Consider the following 24,121-nt stretch of genomic DNA (forward strand, 5'->3'; position numbering starts at 1 on the left):
GCTGTTCAGTCTTCGACCGGGTTCTCGCTGTCCTCGCCGAGTGCGAGCACCTCCACCCTGTCCGGAAGCATCGCCAGCGCGCTCTCGGGCCACCGCCAGTGGGCGACGGCGAACTCCGTATCGGGGTTGGATTCGACCAGCCGGCGGACGCCCTCTGCGGCGGCCTCGTAGGCCTCGCGGTCGAGGCGCTCGGGGAACTCCGCCGAAACCGGGTAGCTCTCCGAAAGCGCCGAGGGAAACGGCCCGAACGGTGGCTGGAGGCGCCACGTTTCGTCGAAGCGGCGGTTGTCGCCGCCCTCCGACAGCAGGACGCGGTCGGCATCGACGGAGAGCCGTTCGATGCGGTCGTGATGGCGAGTGACCTCCGGACGGCGTGCGGACTGCGGCGAGAGATAGAAGAACGACCCCTTCGAGACGGGGTCCTGCCGCTCCAGTTGGTCGGCGCCGTCGAGCAGGGCCTTGTAGCCGTCGGCCATCGCGGGGTGGCTCCGGGCGCGCCGTTCGACCAGTTCCATGAGTTCGCCGTCGCGAATCGCCTGTTTGACCGTCCGGAGTTCCTGATAGCTGACGTGGAGATTGTGCCGGGCCAGCAGTTCCTCCCGCTCGCGCTCGTCGGCCGCCCGGAGGTCATCGGGCGTGTGCTCGGCACAGACCGGACACGAGCAGGGGAGATAGTCGAGGTCATCGAGGTGTTCGGTACCCGAAATCGTGAGATACCGGTCGTCACGAGCGTAGAGGGCGTAGGCCGCCGAATCGAAGAGGTCACAGCCGGCGGCGACCGCGAGCGCGAACATCATGGGATGGCCGGCGCCGAAGAGGTGGACCGGCGCGTCGGCGCCGAGGCCGCGCTTGGCTGCGAGTACGACGTCGACCATATCTGCGTATCGGTAGCTGTTCATCATCGGAACGACGGCGCCGACCGGGAACACGTCGAGGCTCGTTCCGTAGGCGTGTTCGGCGGCCTCCGTCCGGAGGTCGGCGTAGGTCGACCCCTGAACGGGCGCGTTGACGAGCATCTCGCCAACGTCGACGTCTTCGGCGGCTTCGATCCGTTCCTTGGTGGTCGCGAGTTCGTCTTCGGCCTGCTCGCGGCCGGCGTCCGGCGGGGTCGGGATATCCACGGGCGTGCCGATGTCCGAGCCGATTTCGGCCTGGAAGCGCAGGATTTCCTCGTTTGTGACCGAGATTTCGCCGTACTCGGAGAGCTGGAAGGACCCCGAATCGGTCATGATAGCGCCAGAGAAATCCAGCAGTTCGTGCAGCCCCTCGTCGAGGGCCTGTTCGCGGTACTCCTCGGAGGTATAGAAGATGTAGCCGTTGGTGATGAGGATATCAGCGCCGAAGTCGGATTCGAGGGTCGCGGGTTCTATCGTTCGGATGTGGGGGTTGATAACCGGCAAGAGCGCAGGCGTCTCGACGGTGACGCCGGCGCGTGGGACGTCGAGTTCGCCGATACGACCGGCGCCGTCGACGTCCCGTAACTCGAAGATTTCTCGCATTACCAGTCGTTTCAGGCCGACGGCGGTAAGGATTACGTCACGAGCGCGGTTGTCGCCGTCGACACCCCTAAGAGGGACGCAAACCGACCCACGACTATGGAATGGCGCCTGTTCGCCAACCTCGCGGAGACCGTCGGCACGAAACACGTCGAGGTTCCCGCTGAGCCCGGCGACACGTTCGGCGAGGCCTTCGAGCAACTGCTCGAGGCCCACCCCGAACTCGAAGACGAGGTGTTGGACGACGACGGAGAGCTTCGGGACCACATCCGCGTTCTCCGGAACGACCACAACCCCTTCGTGAAGGACGACGGCTACGACACCGTCCTCGAAGACGGCGACGAACTCGCGCTGTTTCCGCCGGTCAGCGGCGGGTCAAGGAAATAGCGTTTTTAGGCCACCTAACGAACGACGACGCCGAGGTCTGTCCCGACCTGCAGTCCGGCCGTTACCGGTTCGCGTACTTCGGGGGCATCGGCGAGGGGCCGTGGCTGTCTCATTCGACCTGACCGTGTAGCCACTCCGGAATCCGATAGAAACAACAGCGGGCGCCGCGATTTGGACCTGGACGGGAGATGTTTTCCACGGCCCGTACGGCTGTTGCCGGTCTCCCGGGTTCGCAAACCTCGTTTACACGAGGTCCGTTACTTGGCCTTCACGCCCGTCCGCCATGGCGGAGGGGTTTCGGGCCGCTGCGGTTCTCCTTCGAGGCGTTCACCTTGTTCCCCTTTTACGGGGGCTTTGGTTTTACCTCTAACCTCCTCCAACCCGGTCGGTAACCGGACCGGAGCAGGTCGTCCTGTAAGCCCTCGCGTCGCCTACTGGACATTGTCGTTTGTTACCAAGGAACAAAAATCTTTCTGCGCGGCCAGCGGCGGCAATCGCCTCCCGGATGAAAACGTCTGGCTTCCACAGGGACGGCTCGGAGTCAGTACCGGGTCAGGTCTCGTTCGAGGACGAAGTCGGGGTCCTCGGAGAAATCGACGCGTGCGTAGGCCGCATCCGAGATATGCCGCGGGGTTTCCGGGACGAGCATTCGGGCCTTCTCGGCGCCCTGTTCGGCCGCATCGCGTGCGATGGCGTCCGCGAGCGATTCCAGCGTCTCGTGGTCGTCCCACGCGCCGACGCCGTACTCACACCACGTCTCCTCGTCGCCGTCGTCGTTCTCGCGCTCGAAGGTCCGGAGTCGATAGGTCATGCCGCGGGCGCGCTCGTCGTCCGCGACGGCGAACGCTCGGTCGGCTTCGGCGAGGCGGGCTTTCGTGACTTCCGCGAGCGCCCACGATTCCTCCAAATCGAGTCCGAGGCCGCAGAGTTCGTGGTAGGCGTCGCTGCCGTGGAAGACGCTCCAGGCGACGGCGGGGTCCTCGACGACGTCGAGTTCGGGTTCGGCACCGGCGATGGCGTCCGGTTCGACCCAGCGGAACTCCGCGAGTGGCTCGAAACCCATCGCGCGGGACTGCCCGAGGCCGGCGTCGTTCCACGAAAACACCATGTTCCGACAGACGGTCGCACCCTTGTCGGCGGCCCACTCGTAGACAGCCTCGGTGAGCCTCGGGCTGATTTGCCGCCCGCGGTAATCGGGGTCGACGCGCATGCCCTGGGCCCACGCTTCGTGGGCCGACAGCATGGCGCCCTGACAGATGCCGACCGGCCGGCCGTCGATGGTGGCGACGAAGGTGCGCTGGTCCGGCCCGTCGGTTTCTATCCACTCGTCGAAGACCCGCGGGATGTAATCGCCGCCGAGTTCCGGCCACGTATCGCGCGTAAAGGAGACGACGGCCTCGCGGTCCTCGGCGCGAGCCTTCCGGGTTTCGACTGCCGCGTCGCTCATCTCACGTCCACGGAACGGAGCGTTCCTGGAGTTCGCCGGCGACCGACCGACGCATCGTCTCCTCAACCGATTCGACGTTCGCCAGCGCCCACATCAGTTTGACGTAGGCCGTCTCCGGCAGGGTGTCCCCGGCTTCGACGACGCCGGCGTCTAGCAGGTCCCGGCCGGTGTCGTAGACGCGGTCACAGACGCGGCCCTCCAGACACTGGCTGGTCATGACGACCGTCGTACCGTTCTCGATGAGTTCCTCGATGCGGGGTATCCATTCGGTCGTGACGTGGCCGAGGCCGGTCCCCTCGATGACGAGGCCGGATGCGTCCTCGGCGACGTCGAGGAACTCGACGGGCGCGCCGGGGACGAACTTGATGTGCTGGACGTCCCGGTCGAGGTCCGCCGCGAGATGCAGGTCGTTCGCGTCGCGGGCGGCGGGGTCGCGGTTGAACGATACCTCGCCGGCCTCGCCGTCGCCGTCCTTCCATTCGACCTCGCCGAGCGGTTCGGCGCCGACCGTCTCGAAGGCATCTCGGCGGGAGGTGTGGTTCTTCCGGACGCGCGTGCCCCGATGGAGGGCACAGTAATCGTCGGATTCGTCGGCGTGCATACAGACCACCGTCTCGGAGTGGTCGGCCTTGGCGGCCTCGACCGCACAGACGGCGTTCATCACGTTGTCCGAGGACGGCCGGTCCGCCGAGCGCTGACTCCCCGTGAAGACCACGGGGACGGGCGTATCCAGCATGAAGGACAGCGCGGAGGCGGTGTGCTGCATCGTGTCGGTCCCGTGCATCACGACGACGCCGTCGGCGCCCTGCTCGATTTCCTCGTGGACGGCCTCGGCGAGGTCGACCCACACGTCCGGCGTCATGTTCTCCGAGAGGATGTTCGCGACGACACGACCCCGGTAGTTCGCGCGACCGGCCAGTTCGGGGACGGCCCGGAGGACGTCCTCGGCGTCGAACTGCGCCGTCACGGCGCCCGTCCGGTAGTCGACCGTCGAGGCGATGGTCCCGCCGGTCGAGATGAGCGAAATCGTCGGCAGGTCGTCCTCGAAGGTGATTTCGGAGGTGCCGCCGGTGTCCTGAGCCTCCTCGATGTCGTAGCTGTCCCGTTCCAGTACCTCGACGTCGGCCTCGTCGCGGTCGATGCCGACGTTGTAGCCGCCTTCCAGTTTGACGACCAGGTTCTCGGCCGTCGTCGAGGGCATCAACACGCCCTCGTAGGTGGCGGTGTCGCGTTCGACGCGCACGCGGTCCCCTGCGTTCATACAGTCGGCTACCACACCAGTACCCTTCAAACCCACTTTTCCCCGCGGGCGCAGTCTTCGGACGCGGTCGCTACGCGCCGGTATCGAAACGGACGATGGCTAACACGCCTCACTCCCGAGCGGCGTTATGCCTCGATGGCGAAATCCTCGACCGACCGACCCTTTCGGGCGACCTGTTCGCTGATGAGGAGCTTCTCCTGACGGTCAAGTTTCGACCATTCCAGGGACTCGGGCGGTGACTCCTCGAAGGTCCGGAACTGTTCGAAGACTGTTTCGTTGACCAGCCGTTCGAACGAGTCACAGACGGGGCAGTGCTTCGAGAGGTGCGAGGTGTCGAAGGGCCGGGAGACGGTGTGTTCGGTGCAGTTGAGGCACCGATACGTGCGGTTCACGTTTCCAGTAGGGGCCTGCGGCGTGTATATCTGTCCGCTCCGACAAATCGTGGGAAAGACCGATAGCCGTGGCGTCCCACGTTCACGTATGAGCCGCGACCGGACCCGGACCGACGAGCGCTCCGGTGGCGACGTCACCGCCGACCTCGATGTCGGTCTCGACGAGGAAAGCGACGCCGGTCAGTCGTCCGAAACTCGGTCGTCCGGTATCCGTGGTCGTGTCGGTTCACGGGCAACATCGGTCTTCTCTCCGCGGATGTTCGTCGCCGCGTTCCTGCTGTCGGTCTTCGGCGTCTTCGTCGCCAGCACGTTCGTTCCCGTTCCGGGAAGCGGCCTGCTCGGCGTGTTCCTCGCCACCTTCGTGTTCGGCCTCGTCGTCTCCGAGCGTCGGTATGTGGAGGCGACCGCCGCGGGCGGCATCGCGATGGCTGGCAGCGCCGTCTTCGATGTGGCCGTCATCGCCTTTCTGGGCGGCTTCGGCCTGCCGCTGGCGCTGCTCGGCGGTGCGGCCGGTGCCGTGGTCGGCCTTGTCGGCAACTATTTCGGCCGGGATTTGCGCCACGGGCTGACGCGGGATATCGAGTGAGTCAGGCCAACTGCCAGCGGTCGCCGTCCTGTTCGACGACGCCGTGGGCGGCCAGTCCCTCCAGCGCGTCGGCGACGACGTCCGGTGGGGCCTCGACGCGACGGCTCAGTTCCGTGGGCGTCGCCGGCCCCGTCGCGAGGCCGCGCAGGAGGTCGGCATAAAAGCGGCCGTCCAGCCCCTCGAAGTGGGCGCTGATCTGGTCGAGTGTCTCGGTGAGTCGTCCCTGAACCCACCGCTGGGCCATCGACAACTCGTTTTCGAGGCGTTCGAGACATTCGAGGTCGGCGGCCAGTTCCGTGAGGTCCTTGTCTGCGATGTCGGCCTCCGAGAGGTCCTCGGGGCGGTCGGTTTTCAGCGAGACGTAGCGCCACGACGTGATATCGAGGTTCGAGGAGGCCGAGTACGCGCTTTTCGTGCCGAAATCGTAGGGGGAGACGTTGACTTCGAGCCGGAGGTTCCGAGCGATAGAGAAGTACTTCCGACGGCCGTCATCGACGGTCGATTCGACGAGACCGGCCTCTTCGAGCTTTCGCAGGTGGTCGATGACGGCTTTCGGACTGACCCCCAGGTACTCGCTGATCTCCGTCACGTAGCAGGGCTTCCGCGCGAGCAGCCGCAGGATGCGCCTACGGTTCTCGTTGCCCAGCAAATCCAAGAGGGCAGCCGAATCCATTAGCTACCTCTTCGGGTTGCGTACGAAAAAGCGTGACGCGAACTCGGCGAGATTACCCGGTCGTCTCAGCGCCGTCTTCCCCGTCCGGCTGTGAGTCATTCCCGGAGTCGCTTTCGCTCCCGTCCGGTCCCGGCTCATCACCATCGGCGGGGCCGTTTCCGCTACCTCGCTCGTCGGTGCTTCCGTTCTTCGGTTGGTGGTCGGCCTCGCCGCGCTCGGCGGAGCCGTTACCCGGACGGTCGATACTCGCGTTTCCCGCCCGGTCGGGTCGTTCCTCGCTGGCGTTTCCGGCCGGCGAGTCGACCGGCGGGCCGCCGACGCCGGGGCGGTCACCGGGTGGGCCCGCGAGGCTACGGGCGAGTTCGGCGACTTCACCGCCCGAGAGGTCCCGGGCGTTCGTCCGGAGTTGCTCCAGTCGGGTCGTGTTGACGCCGGCGCTCGCCGCGACCGGCTCGGTTTCGTTGACGGATTCGGTCAGTTGGGTGGCGCCGACGGCGACGCGGACCGCCAGCGCTCGGTCACGAACGTTGCCGGTGCTCCGGATGTCCGCCCGGCGTTCTTCGAGGCGCTGTTGGCGCTCCTCGAGCCGTTGGGTCCGGTTCTCGATGAGTTGACGGCGCTCCTCGGGGTCTTCGGTGCGGCTCAGCGCCGCGTCGAACATCCCGTCGTCAACCTCGCCTTCGGCCTCCGCGGTGCTGGCCTGCATGAACGAGGACACCTCCGCACCGACCGACGCGTTGCCGCTGGAGGCGTTCGCCCCGGTCTCGGTGGTGTGGGTATCGGCGACGGCACCGCCCATTGCGGCCACCGCGAGGACGGCGAGGGCAACGAGGAGCCCCGCCGCGACAGCATTGGTTCTCATTACCTGTTTCTGAGGGACGTATATCGTAAAAACCCGCCTTCTGTTCGGACCGTTTACCGCTACTCCGAAACGCCATTAAATCGTCCAATAGCGTTCATCGGGATAGCAATCGCGACGATAGCGGAATTCAGTCGAACGTGTCAGCTGATGTGAAACAGAGGTCGCTGTTTGCCCGACGGCATAAGGGCTTCCGCGCAACGCTTATGTGTGGTAACCAATGACATGGTACTAGCGGCAATGTTCGAACCGTTCTCAAGCGGCTACTACCTCGGTCGGCTCTACGTCGAGCCATACGAGGGCGACCGCGCGGTCATGCATCGCGCGGAACACGAGCAGGTCAACGAACAGTTGTACGACGGGCAAGGCGACCCGCTCGTCATGAAAATCGGGTCGGCACACGTCCCCGTCCACGGCGCCGAGGACGTCCCGGGTCGGACCATCGGCCTCCCCGAATCGGCCCTCGCGGCCACAGGCGTCGACAACCCGCCGACGCTCCGGGAGGTCCTCTTGGCGAAAGCCGACCGCGCCGCCCAACTGCTCGGGGTCGACCCGGGGACGGACGACGGTCCCGCGGGCTTTTAGGCGCCTCCCTTCGTCGGTCCGGCGATGCTCGACGACCTCCTCGGCCGGACGAAACTGAAAGAGCGAATTGCGGAACTCGAAGACGAGGTCGACAGCCTCCAGGCGCAACTGGAGGCCGAAAACGAGCGCCGTTCGGCGGCCGTCAGCGCCAAACAGGAGGCCGAAGAGCGCGTCAACCGCCTCGAAGACCGCATTGCCGACCTCGAAGGCCGAGTCGACGCCGACACCGAGGAGGCCGCCGTCGGCTTCCGCCATCAATCGTCGGTCCGCGGCGCCCGCCTCGATGCCGTCCTCTCGCGACTCGACTCGTTCTACGGCGAGCCCGAAAGCGTCCTGACGGCCTACGTCGACGGGGACCTCCCGGAGGACGTCCGGGAGACCCTTGGAGACCACGCGCCGCTGGTTTCCCGGGCCGAACCCTGTCTCGTCTGTGCCGACGACGCCGGCCTGCTGGCGGTCGCCCTCCGGCCACCCATCGCACCCGACCCGTTCGTGACGTGGGAGGATTCCCCGCATATCGACCACACCTGGTTCCGTCCGAGCGGCCGCTACGCGCTCGCATTGGTCCGCTCGGACGTCTTCGCGGTCGGCATCTACGAGGGCACCGACCGCGTCGACTACGAGGGCTTCTCCAGCAACGTCAAAAGCGACCATTCGAAGGGCGGCTTCTCCCAGTCCCGCTTCGAGCGCATCCGCGACGAGCAAATCGCCGACCACGTCGAGAAATGTCAGGCGGCGCTGGCCGACGTGGAGGCCGACCGCACCTTCGTCGTCGGCGACCGCCGACTCATCGATGAGTTCGACGCCGACGCGACGGCGGCCGTCGACGCCACCGGCAAGCCCGAGGAGGCCCTCGACGACGCCTACGAGGACTTCTGGTCGGTCCCCGTCTACGGGCTTTAATCGGTGGTTAGGCGGTTCCTTCGACTCGGAGATACGTATTTACTGCTGGGAATCAAGACACGAGACGACCGAACATGGGTGATTCCCTCGAATACACGGAAGCGGAAGCCAAACAGGAGGAGGCCACCTACCGGACGCCCTCGATGGGTTCCCGTCGCCGTCTCGTCAGGGACCGACTCGACCTCCGTGCGGGCGAGGACGTGCTCTCGCTGGGCTGTGGTCCGGGCTTCGAGCCGGCCGAACTCGCCGAAGCCGTCGGACCCGAAGGCCACGTTCACGCTATCGACCGAAGCGAGGCGATGCTCGCGCTTGCGAAGCGCCGCTGTGGGGGAAATCCACGGGTCACGCTGACTGAAGCCGACGTGACCGATGTCCCCCTCAGCGACGAATCCGTCGATGCGGCGACGGCCGTGCAGGTCTACGCATACGTCGATGCCCTCGATACGGCGCTTGCGGAACTCCACCGAGTATTGCGTCCCGGCGGTCGTGCCGTGGTCTACGACACCGATTTCGATTCCCTCGTGTGGCATTCATCCGATAGCGAGCGAACCGAACGCGTTCTCACCGCGTTCGACGACCATTGTCCGAGGCCGCATCTCGGCTCCCGCCTCGGGCCGCGTCTCCGCGATGCGGGACTGACAGTCGAGCGAGTCGAACCGAACTCGATTCTCAACACGCGACTCGACGAAGACACGTTCAGCTATCATCTCATGGCGGCGATTCGAGACTACGTCGTCGACCGCGACCTGATTGCTGTCGACGAAGCCGATGCGTGGGTCGAAGACCTCCGTCGAATCGAGGAGCGTGGCGAGACGTTCTTCAGTCTCACACAGTACCTCTACGTGGTTCGTAAGGCCGACGATTGATGTACGTATAATGGGTTGGAACGCCTGTGCTCCCCGGGCTTATTACCGTTCGATGAACATCGGAGCCTATCGAATGAGCGAGCACGAACAGGTGACGACGGGGGTGACCGACGGATGGTAAGGATACGGGAGGCGACTGTCACCGACGCCGAGCCACTCGCGGCCGTCTATCGGAGCGCCTACCGGGAGAATCGGGAACTCGGGTTCCCGGCAAAGGCCGAATCCGCCACTGCCGACCGGGTTTCGGGGTGGATCCGTGACCAGCGCGTCTTCGTTGCCGAACGCGACGGAGCCATCGTCGGTGGTGTCCGCGTCGAACCGACGGCTCCCGAGCGGCTGAAAGTCAGTCGTTTCGGCGTCGATGAGACGCACAAGGGCGAGGGAATCGGGACCACGCTACTCCAACACGTCGAAGACTGGGCCCGGGCGGAAGGCTATTCGACGGTGTGGCTCACGACGCCCGGCGAGCATCCGTCACTTCCGGGATTCTACCGGGACCGGGGATACGAGAAGACGGGTGATTACCCCCTCGACCACCGGGACTACGACGAAATCGTCATGGAAAAACGCGTGCGGTAGGTGGGGCCTCGAAGGGAACCGAACACCGGCCGGACTGGATGCGTTTATACCCACGGGACGCTTCGGCCGAGGTATGCGCGTTGCGATTCTCGCTCACGAGCAGTTTCCCGACCGGGCGAAGACGGCCGTTGGTGTCCTCCGATACGGCAACCAGGACGTCGTTGCCGTCCTCGACCGTGACAACGTCGGCACGACCGTCGGCGACCACCTCTCCGATATCGACTCCGATACTCCCGTCGTCGAGAGCGTCCACGACGCTCCCGACTTCGATGCGCTCATCATCGGCATCGCACCCATCGGCGGCGGCTTCGACGAGTCGTGGCGACCGGACGTCACCGAGGCCATCGAGCGCGGCGCGGACGTAATCGCGGGGCTGCATTACTTCCTCGAAGACGACGAGGAGTTCGCCCGACTCGCCGACGAGAACGGGACCGACCTCTGGGACGTCCGCAAACCGCCCGAGGACCTGACGGTCGCCGATGGCGTCGCTCGCGACCTCGATGCGGAAATCGTCCTGACGGTCGGCACCGACTGCTCGACCGGCAAGATGACGACGACGCTGGAACTCGTCGAAGCGGCCCGCGATGCCGGCCTCGATGCCGGGTTCGTCCCGACCGGCCAGACGGGCATTATGATCGACGACTGGGGCATTCCCATCGACCGCACAATCAGCGACTTCACGAACGGTGCCGTCGAGCGGATGCTCGTCGAGAAGGCCGACGAGCACGACTACCTCTTCGTCGAGGGGCAGGGCTCTATCATCCATCCCGCCTACTCTGCGGTCACCTGCGGCATCCTCCACGGGTCGATGCCCGACCACCTCGTGCTCTGCCACGAGGCCGGCCGCGAGGCGATTCACGGCTACGAGGCCTTCGACATCCCGGACCCCGGCGAGGTGGCGGACCTCTATCTCGACCTCGCGGAGAACGTCGCGCCGACCGACGTCCTCGGCGGCGCGCTGAACACCTCGCACCTGAACGAAACCGAGGCGGGACAGGCGCTGGCCGACTACGAGGAATCCATCGGCGCGCCCGCGGTCGACCCGGTCCGAAACGACGCCGCGGCGCTTATCGACCAGCTAGAATGAACGCCAGTTTCGACACCGTCGAACTGACCCTCGACGTCCCCTTTACCATCGCGCGCGGGACGACGGCCACGACGGAGAACGTCGTCGTCGCTATCGATCACGACGGCGAGACGGGTTACGGCGCGGCCGCCCCCTCCCGCCACTACGGCGAGACGACGGCTACCGTCGAGGCGCTGCTGCCCGAGTTGTTCGAGGTCGTCGAGAACGCCGAATCACCGCACGCACGCCGGGCGATTCACGACGGGATGCTGACGGTCGCTCGCGAGAACCCCGCCGCCCGCGCGGCCGTCGACATCGCGCTGTGGGACCTCGCCGGCAAGTTGCTCGACCAACCCGTCTATCGCCTGCTCGGCCTCGGTGACGACCCCGAGGCGCGCCCGCCGACCTCCTTTACCATCGGACTCGACGAGACAGCGGCGATGAAACGCCGCGCCCGCGAGGCCGCCCGGGGCGGCTACCCGGTCCTGAAGGTGAAACTCGGGACCGACCGCGACCTGCGCATCATCGAGGCGATTCGCGCTGTCGCGCCCGACGTCGACATTCGGGTCGACGCCAACGAGGCGTGGACGCCGAAGGAGGCCGTCCGGAAGTGTCGAAAACTGGCCGACTACGACGTCGAGTTCGTCGAACAGCCGGTCCCAGCCGAGAACCCGGAGGGCCTGCGACACGTCTACGAGCGGTCGCCGCTACCCATCGCGGCCGACGAGTCCTGCAAGACCGCCGACGACGTGCCCGCTATCGCCGACCGCTGTGACATCGCGAACCTGAAACTCATAAAGACCGGCGGCATCACGCCCGCCCTCGATTTGATTCACGCGGCGCGCGCACACGGGCTGGAGGTCATGTGCGGCTGTATGCTGGAGACGAACGCCGCCATCGCCGGCGGTGCCCACCTGCTTCCCCTGCTGGATTACGCCGACCTCGACGGGTCGCTCCTGCTGGAGGCCGACCCCTACGGCGGCGTTCCCATCTCGCAGGGCCGCTTCGACCTCGGCACGGTCGAGTCTGGAACCGGCGCGCTGCCTCGGTAATCGGCCGTCAGCCGACCCCCTTCTCGCGCTGCCGTCGTATTTAAGCAGGCATCGTCCGAACCCCGAGATAGTGATAGTCGTCGCGACGGAGAACTTCGAGGTTTATCACGGCGTGGTCGACGAGCTGCGGGACCGCGGCGTCCGGTTTACGACCGTCGAACCCGGCGACCCACTGCCCGAGGGCGCCCGCGTCGCCGTCGTCGGTCCCGAGGACGAACACCCGACTATCGAGACGGTCCGTGCGGACCCGGAGAACCCGCGTCGGGCCGTCGACGAGGCCCTCGCAATTCTCCGCGGCGAGGACGGACGCACCATCGTCGGCATCGACCCCGGAGACAGACCCGGAATCGCGGTGCTGTCCGGCGATACCGTCGTCGCGGCGTTTCAGGTGCCGGCCGACGAGACCGCCGAGGTCGTCGCCCGGGAAACCGAGGACGCGGGCGACCCGCTGGTCCGCATCGGCGACGGCGCGCGCCTCGAGGGCGCCAAAATCATCGAGGCTATCGAGGACGTCCCGGTCGAACTGGTCGACGAAACCGGGACCACGCCGTATCTCGGCACCGGCGCTCGGGGGATGGGCGACGTCCTCGCGGCGGTCAACATCGCCCGGCTGGAGGGCGAGGTAGTACAGGAACGGGATATCGAGCCGACGCCCGGCGAAATCCAGCGCATCAAGGACCGCTCCCGCCGCGAGAGCGAGGCCGAACGCACCATCAGCGAACGGCTCGCGCGCAAGGTCGCGACCGGGGAGTTGCGTATGGACGAAGCGCTGGCGAAACACCGCGGTGACGAGTAGTCGCGGTCACGAAAAAGAAAACGGGAAACGCGTCTCGGTCCGGTTTTTTGGTCGATTGGCGCGATGAACGCGCGGTCCTCGCTTAGAGTTCGCCCAGTTTGCGGAGGAGTTGGCCCTCGTATTCCTCGTCGGCGCGGGTGCCTTTGAGTTCGAGGACGTTCCGCTCCAGTTTGTCGAGGGCGACGTGGAAGGCCGTTTCCGCGCCGTAGCCCTCGCCCGTTCCGGGGGCCTGTCCGCGGTTGGTCCGGAGGCGAATCTGACACTGGATGAGCGGGGTCCCACGGAGCCGTTCCTTGTGCTCGTGGAACCGGACGTGGGCGTGCTGGACCTGCATGTCCTGGTACTTGTCGGTCACCTCGGTGATGGCGTCGGTGATGTCCGACCGCGAGAGGGTGTCCAGGAGGTTGATGTTCGTAATCTGGACGTCCATGCTCTCCTTTTCCGTGTAGGTGAGCGCCCGCAGCACGTCCGTCTTCGTGACGATGCCGGCGATGACTTCGTCGTTGTCATCGGGCGTGACGACCAGGCCGGCGTAGTCGTTCTCCAGCATCCGTTCGACGGCATTCCGAACCGTCGCATCCCGGGTAATCGTCGAGACGGGGCTGTTCATCAGGTCGTAGACCGGCAGGTCGAGCATCCGGTCGGTGTCGCCCGAGCGGTCGCCGGAGTGTTGCCGCTCCATCGTCCGGACGGCGAAGTCGGCGATGTCGTGGGTCGTAATCATCCCCGTCAGTTTGCCGTTCTCGTTGACGACGGGCAACCGCGAGATGCCGTGTTCGCGGAGGTAGTTGATGGCCTTTCCGAGGTTGTCGTCCTCGGTGAGGGTCACCACGTCGCCGGTGAAAATCTGGTCGACGGTCAAGACTTCGAGGTTGTCGAGGACGGCTTCCAGAATGGCGTCCTCGGTGATGATGCCCCACAGTTTGCCGCCCTCGAAGACGGGCGCGACTTTCGTGTTGCCCTCGACGAGCATGCGCGCGACGTCACGGACGTCTTCGTCCCGCTCGACCTGCGGGATGTTGCGACGGACCATCACGCTCGCCTTGGCGTCGTCCTCGATGTGGGACTGCAGGAGCTGACGCTCGGTGATGATGCCCTCGTAGTCACCGTCGTCGGTTACGATAATCCCCTTCGAGTTCTCGCGCTCGAAAGCCGAGCGGACCTTGCCGAGACGGTCGTCGACGTCCACCTCGATAAACTCCTCGGTGGAAATATCTGCAATATTCATCTCTCCCGTTTGACTTCTCCTCGATGGCTCTTCAAAGTACCCCCCAACAAACTAGCCAGCCCTCCCCTGTAGGCCTATTAGGCGCCGGCCCGACAGGGGGCGTATGCGACCCGATATTACGGTCTTCGGCCGGTTTACCTACCTCGTCACCGAACTCCTGTGGGGCAGCGTCGCGCTCGCCCTGCTGCGAAAGACCGAATCGACGACGAAGGCCCTCCGGGTCTGTCTCGTCCTGTACCCCTTCGCGTACGCGTGGGACAGATACACCCTCGGTGTAGGTGTCTTCGAGATTCCGCTTCGGACCGGCATCGAAATCGCCGACGTTCCGCTCGAAGAGCACATCTTCATGTTCGTCGTCCCGTCGATGGTCGTCGGCACCTACGAACTGCTGGCGGACCTGTTCGACGAGTAGCCGGTAACGGCCGCGAGATTCCGGGGGACCGGTGCAAACATGAGGCGCTGTGAATAACGTTCACTCAAGATGGCACGGAACGAAGCGGAACCGGAAGCAAAGGCGGGGGTCGAGGACGCGGACCTCTCCGGCAAAACGGTCCTCGTCACGGGGTCGACAAGCGGCGTCGGACGGGAGGCAGCCCGTTCCTTCGGCCGCCTCGGCGCGGACGTTATCGTCCACGGCCGCCGCGAGGAAGCCGGCAACAAAGTCGTCGAGGAAATCGAAGCCTCGGGCAGCAGCGCCGAGTTCATCGCCGCGGACTTCGCCGACGTCGATGCGGTCGACGCGCTCGTCGAGAGCGTTCAGGAATCGGTCGACGAACTCGATATCCTCTGTAACAACGCTGGCGGCCTCTTCCGGGACGCCGGGACGACCGACCTCGGCGTCGAGATGACCTTCCACGTCAACCACCTCTCGCCGTATCAACTCACCACCGGCCTCCTCGAAACGCTCGCCGAGGACGCTCGCGTGGTGACGACGGCGTCTATCGGCCACCGCGGGGCGACGCTGAACCTCGACCGCGTCGTCGAACTGGCCGGTCTCTCACCGTGGGCCGCCTACTGCCGGTCGAAACTCGCGAACATCCAGTTCTCGAACGAACTCGCCCGTCGGCTGGAGGCGGCCGACAGCGACGTGACCTCGAACTCCTTCCATCCGGGTCTCATCCCCGGCAGCGAGTTCTCCCGGGGGTTCATCGCGCCGACGAAGGGCGTGACCGACTTCCTGAAGACACTTCCCGTCGGCGACACGCCGAAGGACGGCGCCGCGACGATGGTCTATCTCGGCGCCTCCGAGGAGACAGCGGACGTCTCGGGTAAGTACTTCGCACGCTGTCGGCAGCGCCGCGCCGCCCCCTCCGCGCGCGATGAAGAAGCGATGGCTGAACTGTGGGAACGGAGCGCTGATTTGCTCGATATCGAGGAACCGCTCGCCGACGCAGTTCAGTCGGGGAGATAGTCGACCCCGAAACAAAGTGAATGACTGCTGTCTATCGAACGTAGCGAATTGAAAAGCAAGTGGGTTCGGGCAGACACGAATAATCCGTCCGCTGCCTGCCGATTCGATTCGTTCCGCTCGTGATGTTGACATACTTGTGATCATGCTTCTTCTCCGTTGATGTGGCTGAGTTCGTCGATTTCGTGACCGAGGTTGAGTCGGCTCAGTTCCGGCGCCCGGCGCTTCCGAAGCGCCTTCATCGGGTCCGGCTTGTCGTAGTGGTCTTCGATGACGTCGACCGAGACGTTCGCGCGCTCGGAGACGGTCGTCATCGAGACGCCCTGGTTGAGTTGCCAAGTAATCGAGCCCGTCCGAATCTGATGGGGGCTGCGGGTAGACGGGCACTTGCTGATGGAGTCGCTACTCCAGTATTCGCAGGCCTGGTCGGGCCGATCGTGTGGGCAGGGGTCCCGGAGACACGGCGCCGTTCCGAAGTACGAATCGGTACGGATCGTGGTTCGCGACGCTCGCCCAACCGACGTCGTGAAGAGGGGTTTGCGCCCGTTCTCGTCACGGACGCGGTTCCGGTTGAACTTGAGATACTCGTCGAGGAGGTCGGCGACCCGCTCCGAGAGCCAAACCGGGCGTTCGCCGTCCTCCTTGTTCTTCAGCGGGGTGCCGCTCTCGGGTCGGTGCCGGAAGTAGAGGTACCGAATCCGAGACCCATCGGCCCCTTCAACGTCGTTGTAGTCGCGCAAGTCGAGCGCTCGAAGGCCGCCCATCCGGCAGCCGATGTGCCAGAGGAGTTCGAGGACGATGTGCCGTCGCGAAGCCCGGTGCTCCTCATTGTTCCGGTAGAACGCGAGTTGCGGGAGGGCGTCCTCGTCATCGAGTTTGATGTCGCTCGATTTCTGTTGCTTCGGAACGTCCGGCGGGTTGACGGCCTCCACGACCTCCTCGGAAACGAGCCCGCGGGAGGCGCACCATTCGAGCCAGTTCTGGATGGTTCCGAACTGCTTGTTCAGCGACAGAAGCTTGATCTTCGACCGCCGTTCGGCTTCGAACTCTTCGATAGTCCACGGTGTCACGTCCTCCAACTGCTCGATGTCGTTCTCCTCGCACCACTCCCAGAACTGCTTCAGTCTGTAGTAGAGGGTGGAGATCGAGGAATCACTCGATGGGCCGCGCTTTCGGTCAAGCCAGCGCTCGGCGGCCTCCCGAACGGTGAGATCGGGCGTGCCGGTCATGGGTGCGCCCTTCCCGTGGAACGGTCAGTATCCGGACTTAGTGGGTGGAGATTCCGCTTGGTTTGATTAGAAATGAGTGAGGGAGATACCCAAAGGCGTTCCAGAACACCTTCATTCCACGAGTATGTGGCGTAGATTAGATGACCAAAGTTCGGATACCCCTGTTTCCTACGTCTGTTCGGTGGATTCTGGCGTTTGGACTGGCTGCCGTCATCTTCTATCTCTCTGTACTTACAGCACCGCCTGCTCAACCGGTTGCCCCGAAGCCAGATCCGCTTCCCCTCGATAAGTGGCGCCATTTCCTCGCGTATGGAGCGTTGGCGAATGCACTCGCGTACGCCACCGCCGATTGGGATCGACCGTCGTGGCAGCTTATGGGCCTGATTATCGGAGCCACGATATTGTATGGAGTCGGCATCGAAGCCGCCCAAGCTCTGGTCCCCTATCGGTACTTTTCGGTTCTTGATGCCTACGCCAACGCTCTTGGAGCGCTGTTCGCCATCCCTTGGTTTCTCATTCGGAGCCGGATTGAGATGGTGGATCTCTTTTGAGACTACTGATCGTACGGTATCGTTGTTGTGTGAATCAGCTTGGTTCATTTTTATTGATAAGTGGATTTATCTCGCTTTGTTCAGTCAGATCGGTCAGTATCCGTGCTGTCCGTGAGGCTGTTTCCGCCGTCAGTCGCCGGAAACAACCCGCGCCGTTGATGCTCGCGGTTCAGATTCCCGACCGAGATTTTGTACGCCTGCTCGACGGCGTTCTCCATACCTGCCGGCCCGACCTTCCGCCAGCGCGGGCGGGTAGGATACCACGCCTTCGCGCCGATGGTCGCGGCCTTGTGGTGGCTGTTGCAGTCCATCGAGACGACGTTCTCGACCCACAGGTCGGCAAGCACGCGGTGCTGTTGATGCGGCGTCCCGCCGAGAATGTGGATGTCGTGGTGCGTCTCGCGGTACTTGCGGCGTTTGATGTCGGTCCCGCCGTAGTCGGTCGGGGTCGAATAGCCGACGACACACCAATCGGGGACGTGCGCGAGGTCGCCGGGCGACTTCGGGACGACGATGACGTTCTCGGCGTGCGGCCGAAGCCGCCCCGCTCGGTTGTTCACCGCTGCCACGTTATCCTCGTCGCGGAGGTAATCGCCCGCAATCACGTACTTCGGCGTGTGCTCGCGGGCTTTCTCGACCAACAGGTCCGGTTGTGGGTCTTCCCAGTGCATATCGAGGAAGTCGACCGAGATGCCGCGGACTTCGTACTCGCCGAGTTTGTCGAGTCGAGCGCCGCGGAGGTAGCCGTATTCGGCGGCGTACTCGGTGAGGTCCGGCCGCCCCGTCGTGATAATATCAACAGAGGGCACGGTCGCCCACCTCCACAGTCTCCTCGATGCCACCGCGACGTGCCTGTTCCAGTCGGATGTACAGGCGCTCCGGCACGATGGCGTCTTCGATGGCGCGGTACAGGGCGTCGGCCAGGCGTTCGGCGGTGATCTCCTCGTCGCGGTAGGATTCGAGCCGCTGTTTCAGCGACCGCGATTCGAGGCAGTAGTCCGCCGGCTCGTATTTGATAACGAGCGTGTAGTGGTCCGGGCCGCCGAAGTCGAAGGGGCACAGCGCCGTGAGTTCGTCTGTCTCGAAGGTCGTCACCTGCTCCGACGGCGGCGCCTCGAATCGCTCCATATCTTTCTCAGGCATGGTGTCCCTCCTGTGGTTCGGCGTAGGCCGTGCAGTCGGGACACGGGGCGTCCGTCTTCACGACCCAAATCCATCCGTCATCGTTACACCGCTCGCACGGGTCAGGGCCGACGTTCCAGTCGTTTCCACAGTCGGGGCAAGCAGCCCGTCGCCCCTCGTCGACTAGCTGGGCAGGCGACCCACACCCCATACAGACGTGAGACCGCGACCGCTTCATGCCGTCCACAGATTGACCGGTCTGGTCTCCGCTCATTGCGATACCTCCGTTTTTGAACCGATTACAGCAACGAAGGTTGCCGGGCAGTCCTCGCCGTCACACTCATGAACCGCTCCGTATCCCTCTACTGGCGTGAGTTCGCCAGGACAGTACGGGCAGTCTTCCCGCTTTACCTGGTCCGCGCGTGAACTAGTTTCGTGCATAGTTTCGTTAATCGGTGTTTGTGGGTCGTCTGCGTGCTGTTCTCGCTGGTCGCTGTCGCTGGTCTCTCGGGTCATTCTGAGGTCCTGTAGTGCTCGGATTTCGGCTCGTAAATCGCGCCTTTCTCTTTCAGATTCGTGATGCTCTTCTCGACGTCAGAGCGGTCGTAGCCCTCGTCTTCGCCCAGCTCGACGACCGCCTCATGGGGCGCGCCCATCCGCTCTTCTTCCTCCAGGTCGCCGATGATGTCTTTAATCAGGTCGATGCGGTCGCGCTGGGACTTCGAGCGTCCGGTTTCCTTGATATCGGCATCGAACTCCCCCGTCTCGGGGTCGATGCCGACGTCTTCCAGACACCGCCGATGGATGGCGATGGCCCGCGTAGCGTCTTCCTCGCTAATCTGCTCGGAGAGCCGAACGCGAGCGCTGGCTTCCGCCAGTCGAATCAGCGCCTCGGTCATGCGGGCGGTCGTCGGGATCGGGCCGTCATCGTCGTTGGCCGTCCGGAGGTCGACGTACTCGTCGGTGATGCGCTGAATCGCCTCCTTCGTCAGGACGGGGTTCAGTTGCCGTGCGTGCGCGATGTAGGCCTGCATCACCTCCGGCTCGATAGCCGGCGTCGCCGACTCCGCGTCGTCGACGCTGTATTCGTCGTTGGCAATCTTCTGGCCGACCTGGGCCACCTTCGTCATGTGGGAGGCGATTTCGCGGTCCTGCTCGGCATCCGGCGAATCCGACACCGTGAACACGAGGTCGAACCGCGAGAAAATCGCCGGATCAAGCTCGATTTGCTCGGCGACGGGGTCGTACTGGTCGAACCGGCCATCGCGGGGGTTCGCGGCCGCCAGCACCGTCGTCTTCGCCGGCAGCGTCGCGTTGATGCCGGCCTTCGAGATGCTAATCTCCTGCTCGCTCATCGCCTGCATCACGCCCGACTGGTCCTCGTCGTCCATCTTGTCGAACTCGTCAATCGCCGCGAGGCCTTTGTGAGCCTCCACGAGCGCGCCCGCGTCGATGGTCCAGCCACCGTCGCCGAAGTCGTCCTGCACCGCGGCGCCGGTGAGGCCAGCGGCGGTCGACTGCTTCCCGCTGGTGTAGACCGCCCGCGGCGACAGGCGCTTCGCATACCGGAGAAGTGCTGACTTCCCACAGCCAGGGTCGCCGACGATGAGAATGTGCATCGTCCCGCGCTTGTGTGCGCCGTCCGGGAGCTGTTTCTCGACGCCGCCGAACATCTGGTAGGCGATGGCCTCCTTGATGGCGTCGTAACCACGGATGGACGGCGCTATCGAGTCGACGATGGTCTCGATAGGGTTCGGCTTCGAAGCGATCTCCTTGATGCGGTCGAGGTGTTCCTCAATCTCGATATCATCGAAGTCAGCCTCCAGCATGTCGATGGACTCGCCCTTGACCTCCAGGTCCAGCAGCCGGGTCGGCTGCTGGCCGTTGTACTGGAGTTCGGACTCCACGCGACCGTTGATGACCGCGCGGTCGCCCGGCGTCACCTCGTCGACGAGGTCGCCATGCAGGACGGCGTCAATCGTCTCGTCGGTCGCCGTCGCAGCCTTCTCCGGCGGCAGTTGCAGCCGAACGCGCTGGTGGGAGTGTTTCTCAGTCTGGTCGGCGTTCTTTTTGAACTTGAACGGTCCTTGGCGCTCGCAGTTCTGACACTCTCGCGGCTCGTCGAGCGAGTCATCCGAGGACTGCGGGACGATGGTGTAGTTCCCACAGCGGACGCATTCGAACGCCGCCGTCTCGATAATCTGTTTCTTCTGCGTACGCTTGGCAACTTGGCCGCGAATGCCGGCGAGGCTACCGTCAATCGCATCGAGTTGGTAGTCGCCGACATCATAGACGGCGTGGTCGGGGAGGTCGGTGACCCGGACGTCCAGGGCGTTTCGCTGGAGTTCGATGGTGTCGCCGGTCTCGTGGTCGGTCCACGACCAGTCGATGCTCGCGAGACCCGTCACGAGGTCGTAACACACGCGGTCGGGCGCAACGAGGTAGTCTTCGGCGAGGTCGCTGTCCCATCGGAACAGTTTCGAGTAGCTGACCTCGAAGACGTTCCGGGTGTCGGGGTCGTAGGCTTCGAGGAACTTCCCGAGCTCGGACTCGTAGTACGTCCGATAGAACGACGAGAGTCGTTCCGGGTCATCGACGACCCCGCGGTTGGACTCAACAGACACGTGCAGCCACCTCCGTTCCCGCTGTGTCGGGTAGCGGTCCTACTACCGCGAATGGGGTGGTCGAACCCCCCGTATTCCCCGACAAGAGGAACACCGAGGACACACTCTCTGCCGTACTGTACTCTAATCGTCCGCTGTTTACATCCGCTCGTGGCATGATTTGGACCTATTTCACTCGTTCTGCGGGGTTACCCTGCACTAACCCGGTAGTAGCATCGCTACTGGGGCGTTCAACGGCGCTATCCTGGTAGGACGGCAGTTCGGCTGGGTCGATCTCCGTGACGTCGACCTTCACGGCCATTACCTCGTGGCCGTTCGGGTTCGTCTTCGTCGTCATCGCGAAGCCGGCGCCGGGCTGGAACGACGCTGGCGCGTGTTCCTCCTCACCCGACGCCCACTTCATCGCCTTGTAGCAATCCGGCTTCGAGACCTCGCCGTGGCCGGTACGCGCGAAGAACTGCTGGACGTCTTCCCACCACATCTGGCTCTTCTGGTCGTGGGAATCGCCGCGTTCTTCGGCATCCCGAATTAGCGCCAGCCGCAGGTCGTTGGCGCGTTTCTCGGGGTTGCTATCCTTCGCATCGTCGACACCGACAACACTATCGAGTTTCCGTTCTAATTCCGTGACGCGGGACTGGAGCGCGTCGACGGCAGCCTGGAGCTCGACCCGCTCTTGACGGGCGTCATCGCGTTCGGCTGCCGCCGACTGCTTTTGCGGCTGATAGACGTTCTCCTTCCAGGCATCGTGGTCGTTCTGCACGAACTCGATGTACTCTTCGAGTTCGTCCAGCCGCTCGCGAAGTTCCTCGCAGTCTTCGCAGGCCGTCATTCAGCGATCACCTCCTGATCGCGGGCGTGGTGGTCGCAGACGGCCCGCTGACCGTGTTCATCGTGGATAACGACCGTCGTGGCATCACGCTTGCAGCCGAGACAGCCGCAGACGGCGGTGAACCGGCTCACGCCGCGACACCTCCGTTTGGCTCCGTACAATCGGGTCGGAGCCGGCCCTTGGCTACGAACGCCTCAGCGTCGGCACACGCATTGGCTTCGAACCTCACGTCGGGCTGTGCCGACGGTGCAGAAACTGCTGAACTGCCGATATCGCGCGCTACAGGCTTTGAACCTGAAGGATTAAGCCAGGGGTGGGATTTGAACCCACGAACTCCCGATTACAAGTCGGGTGCTTGGACCACCCAAGCTCCCCTGGCGCGAGTCACTCTTGACCGTCGCCTTTTGTGAGGCTATCGCTTTCGGCCGACTTTTCCAGTTCGATTCGGTGCGGCCGATAGCCGTGCCGACGGTAGAACGCTCGGGCGCGGTCGTTGGTCGCCATGGCTTGCAGCGCGATGGCGTCGACACCCATCGCTTCGAGGCGCTCCTCGGCGGCGGCCAGCAGGTCGCTGCCGATGCCGTTGCCGCGGTGGGCCGCCCGGACGAAGACGTTGTGAATCAGGCCGCGGGTGGTGTCCTGCTCGAAACTCTCGGATTCGGGACCGAAGGTGACGAAACCGAGGATACGGTCGCTGTCTCGGGCTACGAGGGCGGTGTCGGCGACGACGTGCTGGAGCATCGACTCGTGAATCCGGTCGTAGTTGGCGTCGGGTTCGAGGTGTGAGCCGTAGGCGCGCTGGTCCTCGGCGAGGGCGACCCACAGGTCGGCCATCGTCTCGGCGTCGTCGCTGTCGGCGGGTTCGATACGAAACGAGGCGTCGTCGCTCACGGGCTACTGGTCGAGGGCTTCGACGCCGACCAGGTTTTCGCCGGTAAGCATCTTGAGAGCGGCACCGCCGCCGGTCGAGACGTGGTCGAAGCCGTCGACGCCGAGGCCGCGAAGCGCGGCGGCGGTGTCGCCGCCACCGACGATACTCATCTCAGCGCGCGTGGCCGCGTTGTAGAGTTCGCGGGTGCCCTCCTCGAAGAGCGGGTCCTCGAAGACGCCAGCGGGGCCGTTGAGGATGGCGGTGCCGGCATCTTCGAGGATGTCGGCGTAGGCCGCGAGCGTCCGGGCGCCGATGTCCATGGCGGGTTCCTCGGCGGGGAGTTCGTCGAGGCCGATTTCGACGCGCTCGCCGTCGCGCTCGATAGCGACGTCCCGCGGCATGTAGATGCGGTGGCTGAAGTCGTCCAGCAGGTCGCCGGCCTGTCGGACGGCTTCGTGGGTGCGTTCGTTGACGACTGCGGCGGAGGCGGCGCCAAGCGAGACGCCGTCGGCGAGCAGGAAGGCGTTGCCGACGATGCCGGCGGTCAGAATGGCGTCGGCGAGGCCGCGTTCGAGCACCGAGCGGGCGACGTCGATTGAGTCGTCGACCTTGGCGCCGCCGAGGACGTAGACGCGCGGTTCGGGGCTTTCGTCGATGTTGCCGAGGACGTCGATTTCCTCCTCCATGACGCGGCCGGCGTAGGCGGGCAGGGTTTCGGGGAAGCCGACGATGGAGGGCTGGCGGCGGTGGGCCGCGGCGAAGGCGTCGTTGACGTAGGCGTCGAGGGCGGGGGAGAGTTTCGCGACGAGGTGGGTTTCGGCGGCCTCGTCGGAGTCGAGGGACATGTACTCCTCCGAGTAGAAGCGGGTGTTCTCCAGCAGGACTGCTTCGCCGTCGTCGAGGTCGTCGATGCGGTCGCGGGCGCCCGACGAGAAGGTGGTATCACAGTAGTCGACGGCGCAATCGAGGAGTTCGTCGAGGCGGTCGGCGTGCGTCGAGAGGTCGGTGAACTCGTCGCCCCCGGGGCGGCCCTGATGGGCCAACAAGGCCACGCGGGCGTTTCGGGAACAGAGTTCTTCGACGGTATCGACGTGGGCGCGGAGCCGAGCATCGTCGGCCAACTCGCCGTCCTCGAGTGGGCTGTTGATGTCGACGCGGACCCCGAGTGCCGCCCCCTCGGCATCGAGGTCGTCGAGCGTCCGTATCATACTGTGGGCTCCCCGCGGGGCCCGCATAGGCGTTTTGTTCCTCGACTGTTCCGGCCGACCGCCGATTACGGTCGTTGCGGCCGTCAATATCCGACAATTAAGG

Annotated in this window: 27 protein-coding genes and 1 tRNA gene; 12 read left to right on the plus strand and 16 right to left on the minus strand. The window is 64.7% G+C overall.

Annotation, left to right across the window (positions count from 1 at the left end):
* Positions 1-5: 5 nt before the first annotated feature.
* Entirely contained in the window at positions 6-1,499 is a 1,494-nt protein-coding gene (gene tgtA / locus HWV23_RS14775; protein ID WP_178291156.1) for a tRNA guanosine(15) transglycosylase TgtA, read from the minus strand.
* 96 nt (positions 1,500-1,595) lie between these two features.
* On the opposite strand from tgtA, the gene HWV23_RS14780 reads away from it, so the two are divergent.
* On the plus strand, positions 1,596-1,883 hold the full coding sequence (locus HWV23_RS14780) for a ubiquitin-like small modifier protein 1 (protein WP_178291157.1): 288 nt from the start codon (positions 1,596-1,598) through the stop codon (positions 1,881-1,883).
* A gap of 541 nt (positions 1,884-2,424) precedes the next feature.
* On the opposite strand, the gene HWV23_RS14785 is transcribed toward HWV23_RS14780, so the two are convergent.
* From HWV23_RS14785 to HWV23_RS14795, 3 genes are all read right to left on the minus strand, one after another.
* Positions 2,425-3,330, minus strand: coding sequence for a GNAT family N-acetyltransferase (locus HWV23_RS14785; protein WP_178291158.1), 906 nt, complete (start codon positions 3,328-3,330; stop codon positions 2,425-2,427).
* A gap of 1 nt (position 3,331) precedes the next feature.
* Positions 3,332-4,591, minus strand: a complete 1,260-nt coding sequence (gene gatD / locus HWV23_RS14790; protein ID WP_178291159.1) for a Glu-tRNA(Gln) amidotransferase subunit GatD — start codon at positions 4,589-4,591, stop codon at positions 3,332-3,334.
* A 125-nt stretch (positions 4,592-4,716) separates the two neighbouring features.
* Entirely contained in the window at positions 4,717-4,983 is a 267-nt protein-coding gene (locus HWV23_RS14795) for a hypothetical protein (RefSeq protein WP_178291160.1), read from the minus strand.
* A gap of 88 nt (positions 4,984-5,071) precedes the next feature.
* Between HWV23_RS14795 and HWV23_RS14800 the strand changes: the two genes are divergently transcribed.
* A complete protein-coding gene (locus HWV23_RS14800) occupies positions 5,072-5,569 on the plus strand; it encodes a hypothetical protein (protein WP_178291161.1) in 498 nt (165 codons plus the stop codon).
* A 1-nt stretch (position 5,570) separates the two neighbouring features.
* On the opposite strand, the gene HWV23_RS14805 is transcribed toward HWV23_RS14800, so the two are convergent.
* A complete protein-coding gene (locus HWV23_RS14805) occupies positions 5,571-6,242 on the minus strand; it encodes an ArsR/SmtB family transcription factor (protein ID WP_178291162.1) in 672 nt (223 codons plus the stop codon).
* 52 nt (positions 6,243-6,294) lie between these two features.
* Positions 6,295-7,104: a hypothetical protein gene (locus HWV23_RS14810; protein ID WP_178291163.1), complete on the minus strand. Its 810-nt coding sequence runs from the start codon at positions 7,102-7,104 to the stop codon at positions 6,295-6,297.
* Positions 7,105-7,341: 237 nt separating this feature from the next.
* Here HWV23_RS14810 and HWV23_RS14815 point away from each other — a divergent pair, with 237 nt between their 5' ends.
* The 7 genes from HWV23_RS14815 to HWV23_RS14845 all read left to right on the plus strand — a co-directional run bounded on the left by HWV23_RS14815 (position 7,342) and on the right by HWV23_RS14845 (position 12,948).
* Positions 7,342-7,686 carry a DUF5802 family protein gene (locus HWV23_RS14815; protein ID WP_178291685.1) on the plus strand — a complete coding sequence of 115 codons (345 nt, stop codon included), beginning with the start codon at positions 7,342-7,344 and terminating at the stop codon, positions 7,684-7,686.
* Between the two features lie 24 nt (positions 7,687-7,710).
* Positions 7,711-8,589 carry a Vms1/Ankzf1 family peptidyl-tRNA hydrolase gene (locus HWV23_RS14820; RefSeq protein ID WP_178291164.1) on the plus strand — a complete coding sequence of 293 codons (879 nt, stop codon included), beginning with the start codon at positions 7,711-7,713 and terminating at the stop codon, positions 8,587-8,589.
* Between the two features lie 74 nt (positions 8,590-8,663).
* Entirely contained in the window at positions 8,664-9,455 is a 792-nt protein-coding gene (locus HWV23_RS14825) for a methyltransferase domain-containing protein (protein ID WP_178291165.1), read from the plus strand.
* Between the two features lie 114 nt (positions 9,456-9,569).
* Positions 9,570-10,034, plus strand: a complete 465-nt coding sequence (locus HWV23_RS14830; protein ID WP_178291166.1) for a GNAT family N-acetyltransferase — start codon at positions 9,570-9,572, stop codon at positions 10,032-10,034.
* Positions 10,035-10,107: 73 nt separating this feature from the next.
* Positions 10,108-11,121: an N-acetyltransferase DgcN family protein gene (locus tag HWV23_RS14835; protein ID WP_178291167.1), complete on the plus strand. Its 1,014-nt coding sequence runs from the start codon at positions 10,108-10,110 to the stop codon at positions 11,119-11,121.
* Positions 11,118-12,152 (plus strand): dipeptide epimerase, encoded by a 1,035-nt coding sequence (locus HWV23_RS14840; protein WP_178291168.1) that lies wholly within the window; start codon positions 11,118-11,120, stop codon positions 12,150-12,152. Before HWV23_RS14835 ends, HWV23_RS14840 begins: the two co-directional genes overlap by 4 nt.
* Before the next feature lie 70 nt (positions 12,153-12,222).
* Positions 12,223-12,948: a hypothetical protein gene (locus HWV23_RS14845; RefSeq protein ID WP_178291169.1), complete on the plus strand. Its 726-nt coding sequence runs from the start codon at positions 12,223-12,225 to the stop codon at positions 12,946-12,948.
* 82 nt (positions 12,949-13,030) lie between these two features.
* On the opposite strand, the gene HWV23_RS14850 is transcribed toward HWV23_RS14845, so the two are convergent.
* Positions 13,031-14,176, minus strand: coding sequence for a CBS domain-containing protein (locus tag HWV23_RS14850; protein WP_178291170.1), 1,146 nt, complete (start codon positions 14,174-14,176; stop codon positions 13,031-13,033).
* A 103-nt stretch (positions 14,177-14,279) separates the two neighbouring features.
* Between HWV23_RS14850 and HWV23_RS14855 the strand changes: the two genes are divergently transcribed.
* Positions 14,280-14,588 (plus strand): lycopene cyclase domain-containing protein, encoded by a 309-nt coding sequence (locus HWV23_RS14855; protein WP_178291171.1) that lies wholly within the window; start codon positions 14,280-14,282, stop codon positions 14,586-14,588.
* A gap of 69 nt (positions 14,589-14,657) precedes the next feature.
* Positions 14,658-15,587: an SDR family NAD(P)-dependent oxidoreductase gene (locus HWV23_RS14860; protein ID WP_178291172.1), complete on the plus strand. Its 930-nt coding sequence runs from the start codon at positions 14,658-14,660 to the stop codon at positions 15,585-15,587.
* A gap of 140 nt (positions 15,588-15,727) precedes the next feature.
* Here the strand turns inward: HWV23_RS14860 and HWV23_RS14865 are convergent, their stop codons facing one another.
* Positions 15,728-16,813 (minus strand): tyrosine-type recombinase/integrase, encoded by a 1,086-nt coding sequence (locus tag HWV23_RS14865; protein WP_178291173.1) that lies wholly within the window; start codon positions 16,811-16,813, stop codon positions 15,728-15,730.
* Positions 16,814-16,953: 140 nt separating this feature from the next.
* Between HWV23_RS14865 and HWV23_RS14870 the strand changes: the two genes are divergently transcribed.
* On the plus strand, positions 16,954-17,364 hold the full coding sequence (locus HWV23_RS14870) for a VanZ family protein (RefSeq protein ID WP_178291174.1): 411 nt from the start codon (positions 16,954-16,956) through the stop codon (positions 17,362-17,364).
* Between the two features lie 80 nt (positions 17,365-17,444).
* Here the strand turns inward: HWV23_RS14870 and HWV23_RS14875 are convergent, their stop codons facing one another.
* The 8 genes from HWV23_RS14875 to HWV23_RS14905 form a co-directional block, all read right to left on the minus strand.
* Positions 17,445-18,173, minus strand: a complete 729-nt coding sequence (locus HWV23_RS14875; RefSeq protein ID WP_178291175.1) for a DUF6610 family protein — start codon at positions 18,171-18,173, stop codon at positions 17,445-17,447.
* Complete coding sequence (locus tag HWV23_RS14880) at positions 18,160-18,507, minus strand: 7-cyano-7-deazaguanine reductase (protein ID WP_178291176.1); 348 nt, start codon at positions 18,505-18,507, stop codon at positions 18,160-18,162. Before HWV23_RS14880 ends, HWV23_RS14875 begins: the two co-directional genes overlap by 14 nt.
* Before the next feature lie 491 nt (positions 18,508-18,998).
* Positions 18,999-21,110 (minus strand): minichromosome maintenance protein MCM, encoded by a 2,112-nt coding sequence (locus tag HWV23_RS14885; RefSeq protein ID WP_178291177.1) that lies wholly within the window; start codon positions 21,108-21,110, stop codon positions 18,999-19,001.
* A 166-nt stretch (positions 21,111-21,276) separates the two neighbouring features.
* On the minus strand, positions 21,277-21,939 hold the full coding sequence (locus tag HWV23_RS14890) for a hypothetical protein (RefSeq protein WP_178291178.1): 663 nt from the start codon (positions 21,937-21,939) through the stop codon (positions 21,277-21,279).
* The gene (locus tag HWV23_RS17215; protein ID WP_281362665.1) at positions 21,936-22,070 is read right to left on the minus strand and encodes a hypothetical protein; all 135 of its coding nucleotides are present in this window, start codon (positions 22,068-22,070) and stop codon (positions 21,936-21,938) included. The genes HWV23_RS14890 and HWV23_RS17215 overlap by 4 nt, the downstream gene beginning before the upstream one ends.
* 174 nt (positions 22,071-22,244) lie before the next feature.
* Positions 22,245-22,318: transfer RNA gene (locus HWV23_RS14895), tRNA-Thr, on the minus strand.
* Positions 22,319-22,323: 5 nt separating this feature from the next.
* Positions 22,324-22,830, minus strand: coding sequence for a GNAT family N-acetyltransferase (locus HWV23_RS14900; protein WP_281362666.1), 507 nt, complete (start codon positions 22,828-22,830; stop codon positions 22,324-22,326).
* Positions 22,831-22,833: 3 nt separating this feature from the next.
* Positions 22,834-24,018 carry a phosphoglycerate kinase gene (locus tag HWV23_RS14905; protein WP_178291179.1) on the minus strand — a complete coding sequence of 395 codons (1,185 nt, stop codon included), beginning with the start codon at positions 24,016-24,018 and terminating at the stop codon, positions 22,834-22,836.
* Positions 24,019-24,121 lie beyond the last annotated feature (103 nt).

It is taken from the genome of Natronomonas halophila (assembly GCF_013391085.1).
Lineage (GTDB): Archaea > Halobacteriota > Halobacteria > Halobacteriales > Haloarculaceae > Natronomonas > Natronomonas halophila.